The organism is Anaerobacillus sp. 1_MG-2023 (assembly GCF_030547345.1).
Classification (GTDB): domain Bacteria; phylum Bacillota; class Bacilli; order Bacillales; family Guptibacillaceae; genus Guptibacillus; species Guptibacillus hwajinpoensis_B.
Window position 1 is genome coordinate 149869 of sequence record NZ_JAUORD010000009.1, and the last position, 17189, is coordinate 167057.

15 protein-coding genes and 1 riboswitch are annotated in these 17189 nt (G+C 41.0%); of the genes, 3 read left to right on the forward strand and 12 right to left on the reverse strand.

What is annotated here, in order from left to right:
- Positions 1-42 precede the first annotated feature (42 nt).
- From tagD to Q4550_RS15600, 3 genes are all read right to left on the reverse strand, one after another.
- Positions 43-438, reverse strand: coding sequence for a glycerol-3-phosphate cytidylyltransferase (tagD, locus tag Q4550_RS15590; protein WP_194218652.1), 396 nt, complete (start codon positions 436-438; stop codon positions 43-45).
- A gap of 128 nt (positions 439-566) precedes the next feature.
- The gene (locus tag Q4550_RS15595; protein WP_303534275.1) at positions 567-1340 is read right to left on the reverse strand and encodes a CDP-alcohol phosphatidyltransferase family protein; all 774 of its coding nucleotides are present in this window, start codon (positions 1338-1340) and stop codon (positions 567-569) included.
- Positions 1300-2355 carry a glycosyltransferase family 2 protein gene (locus tag Q4550_RS15600; RefSeq protein WP_303534277.1) on the reverse strand — a complete coding sequence of 352 codons (1056 nt, stop codon included), beginning with the start codon at positions 2353-2355 and terminating at the stop codon, positions 1300-1302. Before Q4550_RS15600 ends, Q4550_RS15595 begins: the two co-directional genes overlap by 41 nt.
- Before the next feature lie 852 nt (positions 2356-3207).
- Between Q4550_RS15600 and galU the strand changes: the two genes are divergently transcribed.
- Complete coding sequence (galU, locus tag Q4550_RS15605; protein ID WP_303534280.1) at positions 3208-4098, forward strand: UTP--glucose-1-phosphate uridylyltransferase GalU; 891 nt, start codon at positions 3208-3210, stop codon at positions 4096-4098.
- A 52-nt stretch (positions 4099-4150) separates the two neighbouring features.
- Here the strand turns inward: galU and Q4550_RS15610 are convergent, their stop codons facing one another.
- On the reverse strand, positions 4151-4528 hold the full coding sequence (locus Q4550_RS15610; RefSeq protein ID WP_303534282.1) for a DUF4870 domain-containing protein: 378 nt from the start codon (positions 4526-4528) through the stop codon (positions 4151-4153).
- Between the two features lie 136 nt (positions 4529-4664).
- On the opposite strand from Q4550_RS15610, the gene Q4550_RS15615 reads away from it, so the two are divergent.
- Both Q4550_RS15615 and Q4550_RS15620 read left to right on the forward strand, forming a co-directional pair.
- A complete protein-coding gene (locus Q4550_RS15615; protein WP_303534284.1) occupies positions 4665-6638 on the forward strand; it encodes a LuxR C-terminal-related transcriptional regulator in 1974 nt (657 codons plus the stop codon).
- A 69-nt stretch (positions 6639-6707) separates the two neighbouring features.
- A complete protein-coding gene (locus tag Q4550_RS15620; RefSeq protein ID WP_303534287.1) occupies positions 6708-7274 on the forward strand; it encodes a histidine phosphatase family protein in 567 nt (188 codons plus the stop codon).
- Positions 7275-7378: 104 nt separating this feature from the next.
- Here Q4550_RS15620 and Q4550_RS15625 read toward each other — a convergent pair whose 3' ends face one another.
- From Q4550_RS15625 to Q4550_RS15660, 8 genes are all read right to left on the reverse strand, one after another.
- On the reverse strand, positions 7379-7879 hold the full coding sequence (locus Q4550_RS15625; protein ID WP_303534291.1) for a DUF6843 domain-containing protein: 501 nt from the start codon (positions 7877-7879) through the stop codon (positions 7379-7381).
- Positions 7880-8059: 180 nt separating this feature from the next.
- Positions 8060-9454: an L-cystine transporter gene (locus Q4550_RS15630; RefSeq protein WP_194218645.1), complete on the reverse strand. Its 1395-nt coding sequence runs from the start codon at positions 9452-9454 to the stop codon at positions 8060-8062.
- A gap of 529 nt (positions 9455-9983) precedes the next feature.
- Positions 9984-11078: an iron-containing alcohol dehydrogenase family protein gene (locus tag Q4550_RS15635; RefSeq protein ID WP_303534294.1), complete on the reverse strand. Its 1095-nt coding sequence runs from the start codon at positions 11076-11078 to the stop codon at positions 9984-9986.
- A 12-nt stretch (positions 11079-11090) separates the two neighbouring features.
- Positions 11091-12194 (reverse strand): alpha-hydroxy-acid oxidizing protein, encoded by a 1104-nt coding sequence (locus Q4550_RS15640; protein ID WP_303534359.1) that lies wholly within the window; start codon positions 12192-12194, stop codon positions 11091-11093.
- A gap of 21 nt (positions 12195-12215) precedes the next feature.
- The gene (locus Q4550_RS15645; protein WP_194218643.1) at positions 12216-12890 is read right to left on the reverse strand and encodes a methionine ABC transporter permease; all 675 of its coding nucleotides are present in this window, start codon (positions 12888-12890) and stop codon (positions 12216-12218) included.
- A complete protein-coding gene (locus Q4550_RS15650) occupies positions 12880-13914 on the reverse strand; it encodes a methionine ABC transporter ATP-binding protein (protein WP_303534298.1) in 1035 nt (344 codons plus the stop codon). The genes Q4550_RS15645 and Q4550_RS15650 overlap by 11 nt, the downstream gene beginning before the upstream one ends.
- Before the next feature lie 21 nt (positions 13915-13935).
- A complete protein-coding gene (locus Q4550_RS15655) occupies positions 13936-14742 on the reverse strand; it encodes a MetQ/NlpA family ABC transporter substrate-binding protein (protein ID WP_303534300.1) in 807 nt (268 codons plus the stop codon).
- A gap of 169 nt (positions 14743-14911) precedes the next feature.
- Positions 14912-15020, reverse strand: a riboswitch (SAM riboswitch).
- A gap of 109 nt (positions 15021-15129) precedes the next feature.
- A complete protein-coding gene (locus Q4550_RS15660; RefSeq protein WP_303534303.1) occupies positions 15130-17124 on the reverse strand; it encodes a S9 family peptidase in 1995 nt (664 codons plus the stop codon).
- Between the last annotated feature and the right edge of the window lie 65 nt (positions 17125-17189).

The window sequence follows — 17189 nt, forward strand, 5'->3', positions numbered from 1 at the left end:
TTCCTAGCACCTCAACTATTTATTCTTTCTTTCTACAATTGCTTATCCGTTAGATACAAGTAGCTCTTTCTTGATTTTCGATGTCGAAATCCCCGCTGTGCGAGGAAGATAAATGACTTCACAATGATCTTTCAAGAAATCAAACTTCCCTTCCCAATCATCACCCATCACAAAGATGTCTACATCGTGATTTTTTACGTCATCTACTTTTTGCTCCCAATGTTCTTCTGGAATTACTTCATCAACATAGCGAATAGCTTCTAATATCATTTTGCGATTTTCATAGCTATGATATGCTTTTTTATTTTTAATTTCATTAAATTCATCTGTTGAAATAGCTACAATAAGATAATCGCCAAGATCTTTTGCTCTCTTCAATATATTAATGTGGCCCCAATGCAATAAATCAAATGTACCGTAAGTCAAAACCTTCTTCATTTCGACCCCTCCAGTTAGTAGTGTTTAATAATTTTCACGAGACGTGAATTAACATACAATTTACAATCTTTAATAACACTTAACATCACGCGAGTTCATTATGATTTATAATGGATTTATATTGAATATTAGCTTTTATCAAATGAACGTGATGTAATGAAGACCCGTAGGCCTGTCTTTAATACAAGCATGGCAAGGAAAAAGGATATATAGTAAAGTAGCAGATCTACTCCTGTTAGTTGTTCAACAATGATGATGACAACAACAGCTACAAAGAAACCAGGTAGACCGAGCAGAACAGCTACAATATCAAAGAATAATGATCCATCTCGAATTGAATTAACAGGATCTTGAGTCGTTGATTGTGACATCGTCAGCTTCGTTAATTGATAAGCAATCGGAACGAGTAATGCCATAATAATTGCAACAAACGTTGCATAAACAAGAACCATTTCGAGTATACTAACTTCTAGCATTCCAGCCTGTCTTAATACCGTTAAAACCATCGATAAAAAGACAGGTAGCGCAGCTGCTTGGATAATAATATCGATATAATAACCTTTCGACGACGTTTGCTTCGTAATGCGAGCAACTTCACCATCTACACAATCAAGTAAATAACCGATATTGTAAAAGAGCGCTGCAAGTATAATGGATAGTGGTGTAGCAATCACAAGTGATAAGCCTGATATGAGAATGAAGAATACACTCATCCAGCTTATCGTATTTGGTTTTATACGCATTTTACAAAAAAGAATTGTAAGGTAAATCGAAATTCGACGCAGTACGTACCATGACCACAGGTCTTCTTTGTAACTTAAGGTTTGAGACTGCTTACGATATGCAAGGATCGTCTCATTATCAAGAAATGTGGTCGGTAGTAATTCTTGCCCATTTTTCATGACCGGTCTTCACCTTCCAGTATTGTTTGCTAAAGTATCCGCCTACTAGTCCAAGTCCTCTCGTAAAGTGAAGCAAAAAGAACTGCATCACAGTTGGGAAATAAGCGCGGAAACCATGTTTTTTAATAACTCCTAGCGAAGAAATGCCGATCATCATCATATAAATAGTAACGATCGTGATTAAGCTAATTAGAAACGCATTGTTAAAAAGCGCTCCAATTCCAAGACCTGTTCCAGTTAGAAATGCCATTAACGGAGCAAGCTGTCGGAATCTCATCACACCTCGAGTACTTCTTGATGCAATAATACCCCATTTTCCATCTGCATAGGATTTCTGAACAAATGCTTTCAGACTATCTCTTGCGTAGTAAGTGGAAGCAATTTCGCTTGATAAATAAAACTTGCCACCCTGATTCCGTACTCTCGCATGAAATTCAATATCTTCACTTCTTCTTAAGTTTTCGTTGAATAATCCGGCTTTCTGGAACACTTCACGTTTGTAAGCGCCATATGGCACGGTATCTACTCGCCCTTCCCATTTGCTAGAGCTTTTAGTGATGCGGAACATAGAGTTCCCAACGCCCATAGGATGCGAATAAACATAAGCATTAATCGTTCCCCAGAACCCTTTTCCTTCTGTTCGAATGACTCCACCAACGCAGTCCATATCAGGCTGACGCTGAGTTAAGTCGTAATAACTCGTAAGGAAATTAGTTGGAATCATAGTATGACCATCTACTCGTAGAATGTATTGCCCTTTCGCATTTTGAATGGCAAGATTCCATCCTGTCGGCAACGTCTCTTTCGGATTTTCAAACAACCGTATTCTTCCCGGGTTCTTACTACTAACATCTTCTATAATATCCTTCGTTCGATCGGACGACATTCCATCTACTACTAGAATTTCATATGAATCTTGAGGAAACTCCTGTTGCAAGACACCTTCCAGCAACTTTCGTATATACCTCTCTTCATTCTTCACGACGAGAAGCACGGAAAAGAACAATTCTTTCATTTCTTTTCATCCCTTCACAACTTCGCCTTATCTCTCTTTTAATCTAAGAGACTTACATAAACCTTTTCAATCTAATATTTAAGTATACATGATACAGGTTAAAGAATCATTGTAAAAATAAGGGAAAAGTAATTTATTTTCTTTCAATTGTGTGAACAATCATTGGCCATTGCTGTCGTTTTCTAAGAATAAACAAAGACCTATCGCAGAAAAGCGAGTTTAAAATGAGCGGTATTTTAATATTTCATAATGGATTCACGTTTTAATTAACATACTGACATCCTTCGTCGCTCTCATTAAGATTGTGGCCCTACGATCACTTGTAATAAATGGATGCTTAGTTAGAATCACGTACTTTAGTGACCTATGCAATCTAAATCCGACACATACTTTTTGATTGCTATGGGAATAGGAGATTCTATCATTGAAAAAATGATCCATTTTATACTTAAACAGACTTATACATAGTTAACCTTCATTACCCTTTTAGATGTCATTAAAAACAATGAAGATATGAGAAGCAAAGGGCAATAAAAGCAAACAAGACCCAATAAACACAAAAAAAGCGTTATTTCGTTATGCTTTATCATAACATTACCCAAATGAGAAGGATACCGACTATCGCTGTCGAAAAATCTGTTATGGAAGCGAACGACAATGAAGAATGGCTTCTTATTTGTAAAGCTATGTTAGCATTATTGTTGATTCTCGATTTTAGTTTAATTCGAGTGAAGTCTTCCTTTCGTCATGTCTCTTCATTATGAAAATGCAGGAAAATAGTCATGATATATGTTAATATTAGTAAGCACTTATTGGGATTTTGAAAACAATTAGTTACTGGGAGGATTCAACATGAGAGTTAGAAAGGCGATTATACCTGCCGCTGGTCTTGGAACAAGGTTCTTACCAGCAACTAAGGCACAGCCAAAAGAAATGTTACCAATCGTGGACAAGCCAACGATTCAATATATTGTAGAAGAGGCTGTCGCTGCTGGAATTGAAGACATTATCATCGTTAGCGGTCGCGGAAAGCGTGCTATTGAAGATCATTTCGATAAATCATATGAGCTTGAGGAAACGCTAATCAAGAAGCAAAAAGACAAGATGTTAAAAGAAGTACAACAAATTTCTAATCTCGCTAACATTCACTACATTCGCCAAAAAGAACCTAAAGGGCTTGGTCATGCCATTAATTGTGCTAGCCGTTTTATCGGCAATGAACCTTTCGCTGTTCTCCTTGGTGATGACATTGTAAAATCAGATCAACCATGTATCGGCCAGCTAATGGATAGCTACAATCGTTATCGCACTTCAATCGTAGGTGTTCAACAAGTGGCTGACGATGCTGTTTCTAAATACGGAATCATCTCTCCTAAGGGAGAACAAATTGACAACGGCATTATTCCAATTAAGTCACTCGTTGAGAAACCATCCCTTGAAGAGGCACCTTCTAATTATGCCATTCTTGGACGCTACATCTTAACACCTGAAATCTTCTCTATTCTTGAGAACCTACCTAAAGGAGCAGGCGGAGAAATTCAGCTTACAGATGCGATCAAGGTGCTAAATGAGCAGCAAGCAGTCTTTGCTCATGAGTTCGAAGGTCAACGTTATGACGTTGGTGATAAATTTGGATTTATAAAAGCAACAGTTGATTTTGCCCTTAATCGTCCAGACCTTCAAAAAGATGTGATGAACTATTTAAAACAAGTTGTGGATCAAGAACTCACAACAAAAAAATAAATAAGTAAGATAAAAACCGCACTCCTCCCATGATAGAGGAATGCGGTTTTTATTATTTGATTTTCTCTAGCTGTGTCTCTGCAAATTCGCCAACAACCGGTAGCTTATACATCTTTCCCTGATAAGCTTTTACCATTAAGACGATCCAAACAATTAAGCTTAGGGGTGGCAATATAAGAAGAGAGACAAGCGATCCTATAATTGGAATCACATTCATAACAAGACTTGCGACAAATAATGTTCCGAACACAACGATCGACTGCATGGCATGAAAACGCACAAACTTGTTTTCCTTTTCAATCAACAAGAAAATAATACCAGTCACGAACCCCAGCACATAGGTCAACAGTCCTGCGACATTTTCCTCCATACCACTCGATGTTTTGCGAGGGGTTTGGCCCATTTTTTCAGGGTTATTCCCTGTTTCCACTGCGACACCTCCCTTATTTTGTAAATTCTGAATATTGTATAAATTAATTTTATCAAAAGCAGGAATTAGAGGGTAGTATACGAAAGTATACTACTTAGACAAAAATCGAGTACTTTTTCAGTGGAGTGTGATAAGGATGAACCTTCCAGATAACCCCAATCAAGAACAAATTCAGTCGAAGGCTTTTCCGTTTAATATTACGAGAGAAAAAGAGTTAACCGTATTTTCTCGTTTGCTAGATGAAAACGGGAGCAGCATTCTATCCGTATATGGACAGCCCGGGACAGGAAAAAGTGAGCTAATGACGCATTATCAAAAGGAAGCGTCAGACAGAGATATTGTTTTCTACCTTGTAAACGCTCAGTATTCAAAGGCTGAACCATCCGCTTTTCTTCAATTACTATTGGCGCAAATGGGAGCATCTAACCTATACATTTCGCCTCTTGAAGCAATTAATATGCACATCCAACATCTTGAACAACAAGGAATTCGTTTCGTCATAGCCATTGACTCATATGAACGCTTTGAAAAATTAGACGAATGGTTCAGGCAATCTTTCCTTCCATCTCTTCCCTCTTCAAGCATTCTCATTTTTTGCGGGCGCAAAAAGCTCAGGGAATCCTGGAGGGCATCGATCTGGTATCCTTTCATTACTTCCATTGAATTAAAAGGTTTCAGCATCGGACAGTATGATTCTGCCTTTCGCACTTTAAAACCAGAGCTCACTAAGTTAGCCTGGCAATTTTCAAGTGGTAATCCCTATGCATTATCACTTTGCGTTCAGAAACTAAACGAGACGCAGGAATGGAATGAGAAGGATGAGCAGAAAATTTATAGAACCGTCGTCCAAGAATGGCTAAGTGAACTTGAAGATGATCTCCTCCTTCCCTACATAGAAGTGGCGTCGATTGGTCACTACATTCAACAGGAAAAACTTGAAGTAATGCTGGATCAAACGATCTCGCGAAAAGATTTTGAAGCACTCGTATCCCTTTCCTTTTTTGAAGAAACAGAGTCAGGATGGCAGCTCAACACTCTTTTTCAACGGGCAATGAGAGACGATCTACGTAGAAGAAAACCCACGTATTATTATCAATTATGGAAACGTGCCCTGCTCTATTGTCGATCCTTTTTTAAGCACGACCGTGTCATGGATTCCACCGAAATCAGCGAATTCTTCTACTTACTTGGTGAACCAATGATGCGTGCTTCTTTATTTGATCACGACACGCTCTCTACCTATAGCATGACTTCTGCTAGCTCAGACGATTGGGACGAGGTCCTTCCTTATTTGAAAAGCCATTCCACGATGAATGACGCCGGGGAAGCCTCGTTCGTTAATGATCGAAGTACCAAGGTTTTTTATCAACGTGCTCCAAAGAGCGGTGATAAAGATTCCGCTTATATAACGAAGGAAATGATTGAGTCTGTAGGGATTCAGCATGTGAAACTGCTACGTCACCGTGGTGGAAAAGTTATTGGAATTGCTTTTCTTATTCCAATCCAGTCCAGCACGCTTAAGAAGCTACAGCAAAGCCCTGTTACAAGAAGTTATTTTAAGAGGCTGTCTTCTGCAGATGAAAAACGTATTTTGTCTCAAGATAAGCCAGCAGGATGGGTCATTCGATACCTCGGTGTAAAAAATGTGAACCAAATGGAAGATCGCCAGGCACTTTTGTATCATCTTCTGCCTCTTGTTCTAACTGAAGGAATTCTCGTTGCATCGACACCACTTCCTTTTTATCAAGATTTATTAGAACAGTTCCGTTTCAGCGAAGTACACGAAGCAATGCATTTTGACTATGGTCCTGGCCGACCTTCCAAGACTTATGAACTTGATTTAAGAAACGCTCGTCTTTCCCAGTACCTTGAAACATTCGCACAGACGCTCGGCGTAAATCTAACGGAAACACCGCACCATCCATTTCAATTTACCCCGCGTGAAGAAGAGGTTGTTACACTCGTCATCCAAGGATACTCAAATGCTAATCTTGCTGCTGAACTCTCCTTAAGCGAAGTGACTATCAAAAAACATTTAAGTCGAATTTATGAGAAAACTGGTGTAAAGAACCGCACGCAGCTAACGCGTATTATGCTTGAGAGGAAATAATGGAGGATTGGGGGGGGGGGGGCAGGTCCGCACCTGACCCCCCAATCCTTTAAAGAGGTGAAGCGATGAATGGATGAAACAAAAATTTATCTTGTACGCCATGCTCATTCTTCTTATACACCTGATGAATACGGACGAGGATTATCACCTAAAGGTAACAGGGATGAAAAGAGCCTTACACATCTAATGAAAGAAAAACAAATTGATGTTGTGCTTTCTAGCCCTTATAATCGAGCGATTCATACAGTTGAAGGCATCGCAAAACATCACTTGATAGACATTCAAGTTATAGAAGCATTTAAAGAGCGAACACTCGCCGGGCAACCTGTTGAGGATTTCCAATCCGCAATCAAGGCTGTTTGGCAAGATGAAACGTTTAGCTACCTTGGTGGTGAATCCAACGAATTCGCTCGTAGCCGAGGAGTGAGCGCTCTTCAAAACGTACTTAAAACCTACAAAGGAAAAAGCGTAGTGATCGGTACTCACGGGAATTTAATGGTTCTCCTGATGAGTCATTTCGATAATCAGTACGATAGACACTTTTGGGAGAATCTCGATATGCCTGATGTGTATTGCCTCACCTTTCAAGGAGAAGAGTTAATGAAGGTCGAGCGTATTTGGGAAAGAACAGCATAAAAAATGACGGCCCTTTAGCGCCGTCATTTTTTATGCTGTTCAAGAGTGCGGTTTACTTTCTTGCGAAGAACTTGAACCCTCGATATGTCTCGATTTAAAGAACCTTATTCTAAAACCCCCTCTTTCTTTAACTTCTCCTCTACGCTAGCGAAAATGTTTCGATTCCCTTCATTTTCAGGACCTTTACCATGAAAATCTTCACTACAGTGTGACTGTGTTAAATAAAAAGCATTATAAAGGAGGCGGCGATCTTCTATAGTGATCCCGCTATTTGGGAACAAATACGTACAGCTTGTATCAATTTCAGTACGCTTGTCTTTTTGATCCACATAATAGAATTCATCCGTTACTGCCCCGTATTTCATATCTTCCGTTGAAGTTAAATACATACCGTCTTCGCTATAGGGAATAACCGTAAAGCCTTTTTCTTGTTTTAATTTTGGAGCGCCTTCCACGTTGTAAATCACGATCAATTTCCCCTCAAACCCTTCAGGAACTAAATGAACGGTATCTGTTTTTTCATGATGAACGGTAGTAGCCTTAGACGAACATGAAGCGGCCATCAACATTATCAAAACCACGATGAGTAATCTGATCGCATACATACGCTTCTCCCCCTGACCGTTTGTACCTTTATCTTTTTCGACGGTGATGGTTGCACTTCCTTCACATGGAAAAATTCCTAACAACAAGCTGACTGGGTTTTGACGATGCACTATGTCAATCGAGTTATTCTTCTCATAAAAAAAGCCCGCCTTCTTTGGAAAGCGGGCTTCATCCGTTAGTTAAACGGCAATATCTTTTTCAACAGCATTTGAATCATTGAACTTATCGTGGTTCAACTTGCCAAGAATTCGTGATGTTAGTGTACCTGAAGTCATCGCACCATTCACATTTAACGCCGTCCGCCCCATATCAATGAGTGGCTCAACAGAAATGAGAAGACCGGCTAAGTAAACGGGTAGGTTCATAGAAGAAAGAACGATTAACGCAGCAAATGTCGCTCCGCCTCCGACTCCAGCCACACCAAACGAACTAATACCAACGATTAAGACAAGTTGGATTAAAAATCCAGGACTGAGCGGATCAATACCTACCGTTGGCGCAATCATAACTGCGAGCATCGCTGGATAAATACCAGCGCAACCATTTTGGCCAATCGTTGCACCAAAGGATGCAGACATGTTCGCTGTTCCTTCATCAACACCAAGGCTATTTTTCTGAGCGGAAATATTCAAAGGAATTGTCCCTGCACTTGAACGAGAAGTGAAGGCAAACGTAAGAACAGGTAATACCTTCTTCAAATATGTTAGTGGATTTAATCCACCTGTCGCAACCAAAATCAAATGAATGATAAACATCACAAGCAGTGCTAAATAGGATGCAAGAACGAATTTCCCGAGTTCGAGAATACCGCCTACGTTCGTTTGAGCGACGGTAGTTGCCATCAAGCCCATAATCCCGAATGGAGTTAACCGAAGAACTAGTGTGACGATTCTCATAACGATCGCATAGACAGCGTTCACACCTTTCGTGAAGACGGCTGCTTGCTCTGGATTTTTACGACGTACACCTAGTGCCGCGATTCCGACAATAGCTGAGAATATAACAACGGCAATCGTTGAGGTCGGGCGAGCTCCTGTCATATCTTCAAACGGATTTGCAGGAATAAACGCAAGAATTTTGTCTGGCGTACTCATATCTTTCACACTACCAAGCGTTTCTTCTAGATAGCTTCCACGATCCTGTTCCGCTTGCCCTGCCTCAATTTGCTCTGCATTTAAATCAAAGACGAGCGAGCTACCTACACCAACGATCGCTGCAACCATTGCGGTTGATACAAGAATTCCAATAATCCACCCTGACATTTTGCCAAGCTCTGAAGTCTTCTCAAGATTCGTAATCGATTGAATGATCGAAACCATAACAAGTGGTATCACGATCATCATTAGAAGGCGTACATATCCGCTCCCTACAATGCTATACCAATCTGATGTTTGACTCACAATCTCTGAGCTAGCTCCGAAGACAGCTTGCAAGTAAACACCTAACACAACCCCAAATCCTAAACCAGCAAACACACGTTTACTAAAAGACACATGCTTCTGCTGCATCTTAATTAAAACACCAATAAGAACAAGTAAAATGGCAATATTCACAATGACTAAAAATGTATCCACGCTATTTCCCCCTTTTATTTTCTCTATAAAACCAAAACTTTATAATCCTTATAAGTTTAGTCGGCATTAATCTAAAATACTACCAATTTGTGGCACTGTCAAGCGCTGGTGCCTGTCACTTCCCGCTATTTGTCGAATGGAGGAAAAGGCTTATGAAATCTCCATCTTAAGGATGAGTTGAAAACCGAACTGGTGACTGGTTTATTTGATACGCATACGGCGTAGACTGTAATTAACAAAGAAAGAGAGACACAAGGAGGTGCTGGACATGGAGAACATTTACGTTCTTGAACAGGAAATTATTAATAGGCGCTAAATAATACATTCGTTGAATCAGAGGGGGAACATTTCAATGATTTTATTACTGATCAAGAACTATTTTCAGCCTGGTGCTGGCCAACAATGTCAATGGAAGGAACATCGCAACCGCCATCTTGATCTGCTCGCAAAATCCATCTATCATATTTAGCCCCCTGGACGTTGAATCGTAACTTCCAGGGGACTTTTTTCTCGCTAGATATGCCTCTAATCAGCTTAATGTAACTTGTAATGCTTCTAAACCAAGAATCGCTTCAACTACATCATTTTTCGTCACATGACCTGAAGGGAAATGAATAGACTCCCCATCTCTCGTAGCGTATTCTGCGATGACTTGACCTATGCTCTCCACATTTGTTGGTTCAATGCCAATTGACTCTAACGAGAGGGGCAAACCAATTTCTTTATAATAGGCAAATAAACCTCTCACCTCTTCCCACTCACCTTCTAGTACAAGTTGCACAAGTATGCCATAAGCTACTTTCTCACCGTGAAGAAACGAATGAGCTTCAGATACATGTGTTAATCCGTTATGAATGGAGTGTGCCGCTGCAATCCGACCATAGCGATCTCCAAGACCTCCTACCATCCCTCCTGATAAAAGATTTGTTTCAATCACCCGAATAAACGCATCACTCAAACGACCCTTCTGTTGATCCTTAACCGCTTTTTCACCATCTGCCACAAGGACATCACGGCAGCTTCTTGCTACTTCATACGCTAGTTTTACTGGGATTGGCGTCGAAGGCAGTTCCTCAATGAGTGCTCTCGCTTCATACCATTTGGCCAGCGTATCACCAATCCCCGCTTTCAAATAAGCGATTGGTGCCTGCACAAGAATTTCAGGTTCTACAAGAACAAGATATGTACTTCTTGGAAAAATAGTATACGTAATAAATTCTCCCTCATCTGAATACTTCACACTAAGCGGCGTCGTTGCAGCACAAGTAGACGCAAGAGTTGGCACAAGAGCCACATCTTTGTTCACTTCATTACCAACCGCTTTCGCTACATCCAGAACTTTTCCGCCGCCTACCCCAAGTATCAAATCGGCACCGTGAATTTTGGCTAATTCTGATTGCCTTGCAATTTCAGTTTCTGAACATTCACCACTGTACGTAGAATAAGCTACATGAAAGGCAGATAGATCCGGGAAATAATCTTGAGCCGCTGCCCACGATTGATGGCCAGAAATCACAAATACTTTTTGGAACTGCCCTTCTTGAAGTAACCGTGGTAATTCTTGAAGGATACCTGATCGACACTCATAATGTCCTGGCGTTGCTCTTACCTGAATTGATTCCATCTTTTCTTCCTCCTAAATCTGATGAACAAACTGATCATGAAGTTCATTTATTGAAGACACACCTGCTAATGACAATGAAATAAAAAGATCTTCCTTTAACTGTTGAATAACTTGTCGTACACCCGTTTCGCCATCTACAGCAAGTCCATAAAGATAAGGACGACCAATTAATACAGCATCTGCACCGAGCGCAAGTACTTTGACAATGTCAGATCCACGCCTAATGCCACTATCAAATAAAATCGTTAGCTCATTTCCTACTTCTTTTTTAATAGAAGGAAGTGCATCCAGCGAAGCAATACATCCATCAAGCTGTCGCCCACCATGATTAGAAACGACGATTCCTTCGATGCCATAATCAGCAGCTGTCCTCGCATCTTCTGCACTCACAATTCCTTTTAAGTAAATCGGAAGTGACGTGATCTTCTGTAAATACGCGATGTTATCCCAACTAAGAGATGGTTTGTAAAATACCTTCTTCATTTCATCTAAAAAGGTTGCGTTGTCTATTAAGCTCATTCGTTCACAGAACACTGGATCAGCTTCATAATTTGCGATGCCCTTACCGAGCAGAAATGGAGAATACCGATTTTCTCGATCCCTCTCACGATAGCCAAGCATTACCGTATCAATAGTAATCACAATCGCAGAATACCCTGCCTTCTCCGCTCGCTCGACAAGACTTTTAGCGAGCGCTGGATCATTCGGATAATACAATTGAAACCATCTCGGTCCATTACTTTCCGAAGCAATCTCTTCCATTGAATAAGACGAAACCGTACTTGAAAGAAAAGGGAGATTTTCCTTTGCAGCGGCTCGAGCTGTAGCAAGTTCCCCCTCTTCGTGAACAATGCCCTGCATTCCGATTGGCGCTAACATAATTGGGGCATCGTATTCGCATCCATTCAAAAGTACTTTCGTCGAAAGGGTAGATACGTCGCTTAAAAAACGAGGAACGATTTTCCACTTCTCAAACGCCTTGCGATTTGTCCGAAGCGTTTCCTCTGCTCCTGCTCCACTTTGTGCATAATCAAAAACTTCCTTAGCCATCTTTTGTTTCGCAACTTCTTCAAGCCGCTCAAACTGAACAGGAAAAGGCTCAGCAGATACTGTCATCACCAGTCAACCTCCTTTAACTTAATCCTTCTTCAAACGAGCGGAGAGAACATTCCCGAACGATTGGAGTCCCTGAACAAGGACAATAAGGAGAAATACCGTAACGTACATCACATCGACTTCATATCGCAAATGACCGTATCGATAAGCGAGATCACCAAGTCCACCTGCTCCAACGAGCCCAGCCATTGCCGTTGCCCCAATCAGTCCAATTGTCGCAATCGTTAATCCAAGAACGATCGATGAACGAGACTCCCTTACAAGAACATGCCAGATAATGTGTCTCGTTTTTACCCCCATTGCTTCATAGGCTTCTACTACTCCACGATCGACCTCAAGAAGAGCAGACTCCATCAACCTTGCGATATACGGCGCCGTAAAGACAACGAGCGGCACAATCACACCTTTTACTCCAATAGTTGTACCTGCAATCATTTTTGTAAAAGGTAAGATGAAAAACAGTAAAATGATAAATGGAATCGACCTGATCACGTTTATAGCCGCATTTAATATACGGAAAAGAACTTTATTTTCTAATGCTTTTTCAGGTCTAGTTAAAACAAGTAGCACACCAAGCGGGAGGCCAATCAACACTGAAATCAGTAGTGAGATCCCAACCATTTGAAATGTTTCAATAATCGCGTTCCAAATGTCTGCACCCCAAAGATCAATAAACTCCGATACCTTAGCTGACATGAGCTTCCACCTCCTGAACATAGCCTTCTACTACGACACCACTTTCCTCTAAAAAGGCAACGGCCCGAGCCGTCTCTTCCGCTTCCCCATCTAAATGAACGACTAGCCTACCAAAAGGCTGATCCTTCAGTTGTGTAATGTTCCCTGCTAAAATGGACGGGTACACGTCGAACTTCTTACTAACAAGCGCAAGAGCGGGACTACCTGATTTCTCCCCAATAAATGATAGATTCACGATCTGACCACGCTCTTTCAATCGCGACACAAGCGACTCTGGAAGCTCATCCTGAAATAACGACTGAACAAATCGTTTGGCCGTCGTTGTAGTAGGCTTACTAAAGATATCGATCACTCGCCCCTGTTCAATCACCTTCCCGTTCTCCATCACAGCCACTTCATGACATATTTTCTGGACAACATGCATTTCATGCGTAATGAGTAAAATCGTGATTCCAAAATCACGATTGATTTGTTCCAATAAAGATAGGATTGATTCTGTCGTATCTGGGTCAAGGGCACTCGTTGCCTCATCGCATAAAAGCACTTCAGGTTCATGAGCAAGCGCACGGGCAATCGCCACACGCTGCTTCTGACCACCTGATAGCTGGGAAGGATAAGCATCCCGCTTATCTGATAACCCAACGATACCTAAATATTTATCAACTCGCGCTTCAATCTCTTTTTTACGAAGGCCCGTAAGCTTCAGCGGGATGGCAATGTTTTGATACACGGTGCCTGTTTTCAACAAATTAAAAGACTGAAAAATCATCCCAATACGCTGTCTTGTTTTTTGAAGCTTTCCAGTAGACAAAGAAGTGAGCTCAATGTCATTGATAAATACCTTTCCATCTGTCGGTCGCTCCAGAAGATTCACCATTCGGACAAGCGTGCTCTTTCCTGCACCACTATAACCGATGACGCCATAGATGCTTCCTTTCTCAACTTCTATGGAAACATCATCAACCGCCTTCGTAATCCTCTCACCGCTTTTATACGTTTTCGTTATATTTTCTAATCGAATCATCGTGCTCACTCCTCTTTCGAATTACCAGGATGCAACTACAGAACCGTTAAATTCGTCCTGGATAAATTGCTTCACTTCATCTGATTGATAGTAGTTCACTAGCTTTTGAATACGTTCATCATCTTTGTTCTCTGTTTGTGTTGCAATCACGTTCACCCATGGGGAATCTTCTGGTTCCATTTCAAGCGAATCTTCTTTCGGTACGCGTCCACTTTCCATTGCAAAGTTCGTATTAATTGCTGCAATCGCAAGCTCACCGAGCTGTCTTGGAATTTGTGAAGCTTCTAATGGAACAAACTCGAGATTGTAAGGATTCTTCTCAATGTCTTTGATCGTTGCTTTAACACCAACGCCATCTTTCAACTCAATAATGCCAGCTTGCTCAAACAACATTAGCGCTCTCGGTTCGCCTGTTGAATGGTTAGGTAAGCCAACTTTGTCGCCTTCTTGCAATTCATCAAGACTCTTATATTTGTCAGAATAAATTCCCATTGGAAAAGTAATCGTAGTTGCTACCTTGGAAAGATCGAGTCCTCTTTCTTTTACATAATCATTCAAATAAGGTTCGTGCTGAAATACGTTCGCATCCAATTCTCCTTCATCAAGGGCTGTATTTGGCATCACATAATCATTAAACGCAATCACTTCAATCTCAAATCCGTCTTCCGCTGCGAGTTCCTTCACCTTATTCATCACATCTTCATGCGGACCAGCCGTTACCCCTACCTTCAGTGGGTCATCTTCTGAACCCCCAGAAGCCTCATTCCCTGAACAACCTGCCAAAAAGACTAAAATAAGTGCACCAAATAGATACAATGATTTCTTCATTTCTCAATCTCCTTTAAAATTCATATAGTAATGTAAAGCGTTTTAGCACTAAAACATAAAAGCGAAAAAGTACTTCGACCTGCTAAAATCCCCTCCCAATAAAAAAACTCCCTCTGTAAAGTACAGAGAGAGTAGTATCATTTCATCATTATCAGCAGTGCTGAACTCTCTCTCATCTTTCAAACGATTGCTCGTTTGCTGGAATTAGCACCTTTCTCACGAACTGAGATGGTTGCTGGGCGTCACAGGGCCAGTCCCTCTGCCACTCTTGATAAGAGTTTTCAATATTATTTAACTATTTTCAATAGTATAGTATCTTTCTCGAAGGGCGTCAAGGGAAGATCTCAAAAAGTGCCTGTCACCGCCCGATATTTGTCGAAAGATTTCTTATTGCCTTCCTTCTAGGTAATTGTCGAACCAGTTTCCTAGATGCTTAAGTCGTTCCACTCGTAGTTCTGGATGACCGCTTCTTGATAAATTATGATCAGAATCTGGGAATCTTACAAACATCGTTTCCTTCCCACGATGCTTTAAAGCCACATATAACTGCTCTCCTTGCTCAATAGGGCACCTATAATCATTTTCGCTATGAAGAATTAAAAGTGGGGTTTCGATTTGGTCCACATACTTAAGCGGTGAATGATGCCATAGCTTAGCAGGGTTTTCATCTAAATCACTTCCAACTTCCCACTTTGTGAAAAAGTATCCGATGTCACTAACACCATAGAAACTTTGCCAATTCGAAATGGAGCGCTGGGTAACCGCTGCTTTAAATCGATCGGTTTTCCCAACAATCCAGTTCGTCATAAAGCCACCGTAGCTGCCTCCCGTCACGAAAAGTTGAGCTTCATCAATAAAGGAATACTTGTCCAACGCGACATCAACACCCGCCATCAAATCCTCATAATCACCCCCACCATAATCTCCTCGGCAGCCATTTACAAACTCTTGTCCATAACCCTGACTACCACGTGGATTCGTATAAAGGACAACATATCCTTTTGCTGCAAGAAGCTGAAATTCGTGCATAAATGAATTACCATACATCATATGCGGTCCACCGTGAATTTCAAGAATAAGGGGATGTCCCTGATCTTCCTTAAAATCCTTTGGCTTCATGAGCCAGCCCTGAATCTCCAAACCGTCTTTCCCAGCGTATGTAAACATTTCTGGTTTGGAGAGATCCAAGCTTTCGAGAACATCAGCATTTGATTGAGACAAACACTGTTCATTTACTCGATCTCCATGAAACGTAAGCGTATAAATATCGCCAATGTTAAGTGGATCACTAATCGCAATAGCCGCTTCTTTCGCGCCTGGCAAGTAGTGAAATGCGTAATGGTGCCTGTCACCACCCGTTATTTGTCGAACCGTGCAATCTTCTCCGACAAAATAAACACCAGTGTTTCCTTCTTTACTAGCAAGAAAATAGAGTCCATCTCCATTTTGGCTCCACATCGCACCAGGAGAAGCGCCTCCCCAGTGCATATCTGAAATCAATACATCCGAACACTCTAAATCCACATCCTCTGTTAAACAAGTAAACTCTTTTTTCGCTATATCAACAGTCCAGATTTTATTTAACGTAGCTCCTTCATGCTCAAAATTATGGCCAATGAATGAAAGCTTCTTCCCATCTAGTGACCAATTCGGTGTGCTAAAACTCCCACCTTCACGATTTAACTGCTCAGGCTCTGATCCTTCATTCAGACCCTGAATAAAGATGTCGGCTCGCATGTAGGACCCCTGTTCTTCACATCGATCTCTCACATATACAATGGATTGTCCATCCGGTGACCAGTTAGGGCTAGAATGATTAAATGGTGCATCTGTAAGCCATTCTATTCTCTTTTCACCTGAGGTTACCTCGATCAAGACAACTTGCAAAAAGTTATTGTCAAGAAAACCACTCCCGTCTGCTTTATACTGTAAGTCAGTCACAACGAGAGGCTTACGTCCTTCTTCTTTCTCTTTTGTATCCTTACTTAAAACAAGTAGCGAAGAACCATCGGGTTTCCAAACAGGAGCGGAAACACCACTTTTTAAATCAGATAGTTGTCGCGCTTCGCCACCATCAGTTGAGATAAGCCATATTTGATTTTCTCCTGATCGATTCGAAACGAAAGCAATCGTCTTCCCATCAGGCGACCAGCGCGGAGAGTGATCTTTTTTCTCCCCAGAAGCATATGTCCAATCATGCTCAATTCCAGTATCGCGATTTACTATGACTAAATTTGAAGTATATTCTTTGTCCTCATTTATCACTTTCTTTACATAAACAACGTAGCTCCCATCAGGTGAAAGTTGGGGATCACCAACAAAAGTGAAATCATAAAGGCTTTCTTCCACATTCTTTTGTTTCTTGTCACTTCCAATTTCCATCATCCACACTCCCTTTCTACATCTTCTCTACTTCCATTGAATAGGAAAAAACTCCTGCAGAGCGG

Bases quoted from the DNA above. Each gene is read 5' to 3' on its own strand.
- tagD (WP_194218652.1), bottom strand. From the start codon at position 438: ATGAAGAAGGTTTTGACTTACGGTACATTTGATTTATTGCATTGGGGC.
- Q4550_RS15595 (WP_303534275.1), bottom strand. From the start codon at position 1,340: ATGAAAAATGGGCAAGAATTACTACCGACCACATTTCTTGATAATGAG.
- Q4550_RS15600 (WP_303534277.1), bottom strand. From the start codon at position 2,355: ATGAAAGAATTGTTCTTTTCCGTGCTTCTCGTCGTGAAGAATGAAGAG.
- galU (WP_303534280.1), top strand. From the start codon at position 3,208: ATGAGAGTTAGAAAGGCGATTATACCTGCCGCTGGTCTTGGAACAAGG.
- Q4550_RS15615 (WP_303534284.1), top strand. From the start codon at position 4,665: ATGAACCTTCCAGATAACCCCAATCAAGAACAAATTCAGTCGAAGGCT.
- Q4550_RS15620 (WP_303534287.1), top strand. From the start codon at position 6,708: ATGGATGAAACAAAAATTTATCTTGTACGCCATGCTCATTCTTCTTAT.
- Q4550_RS15625 (WP_303534291.1), bottom strand. From the start codon at position 7,879: ATGTATGCGATCAGATTACTCATCGTGGTTTTGATAATGTTGATGGCC.
- Q4550_RS15635 (WP_303534294.1), bottom strand. From the start codon at position 11,078: ATGGAATCAATTCAGGTAAGAGCAACGCCAGGACATTATGAGTGTCGA.
- Q4550_RS15640 (WP_303534359.1), bottom strand. From the start codon at position 12,194: ATGACAGTATCTGCTGAGCCTTTTCCTGTTCAGTTTGAGCGGCTTGAA.
- Q4550_RS15645 (WP_194218643.1), bottom strand. From the start codon at position 12,890: ATGTCAGCTAAGGTATCGGAGTTTATTGATCTTTGGGGTGCAGACATT.
- Q4550_RS15650 (WP_303534298.1), bottom strand. From the start codon at position 13,914: ATGATTCGATTAGAAAATATAACGAAAACGTATAAAAGCGGTGAGAGG.
- Q4550_RS15655 (WP_303534300.1), bottom strand. From the start codon at position 14,742: ATGAAGAAATCATTGTATCTATTTGGTGCACTTATTTTAGTCTTTTTG.
- Q4550_RS15660 (WP_303534303.1), bottom strand. From the start codon at position 17,124: ATGGAAATTGGAAGTGACAAGAAACAAAAGAATGTGGAAGAAAGCCTT.